General features: G+C 43.8%; 1 protein-coding gene. It reads right to left on the bottom strand.

Annotation, left to right across the window (positions count from 1 at the left end; genetic code table 11):
• On the bottom strand, nt 1–242 hold a 242-nt coding region (locus AAEY75_RS16760; protein WP_352260291.1), incomplete at both ends, for an MtrB/PioB family outer membrane beta-barrel protein.

The following is a 242-nucleotide window of genomic DNA, read 5'->3' as shown; positions in this document are numbered from 1 at the left end:
ATGCATAGCGAACCCCAAAATCGACGTTCAAGTTATCAATAGGGCTATGATTAACACGCGCCTCTATTTGAGTGCGGTCACGGTCGGCCAAATAGTATCGACGTAGCAACGGATTTTGTTCTGCAGATGACGATTCTGATGCTTTATATTCTGAACCATCTCTCTTGCTCAAACTACCTTTAAGCCACATATCCCACATGTCAAAACTATTGACGCGTAAACGTGCCCAGACGTTATTATCG

It is taken from the genome of Psychrobacter sp. TB55-MNA-CIBAN-0194 (assembly GCF_040309505.1).
Classification (GTDB): domain Bacteria; phylum Pseudomonadota; class Gammaproteobacteria; order Pseudomonadales; family Moraxellaceae; genus Psychrobacter; species Psychrobacter fozii.
Note: the sequence above shows the minus strand (reverse complement) of the source record. Positions and strands in the feature narration are given on the sequence as shown.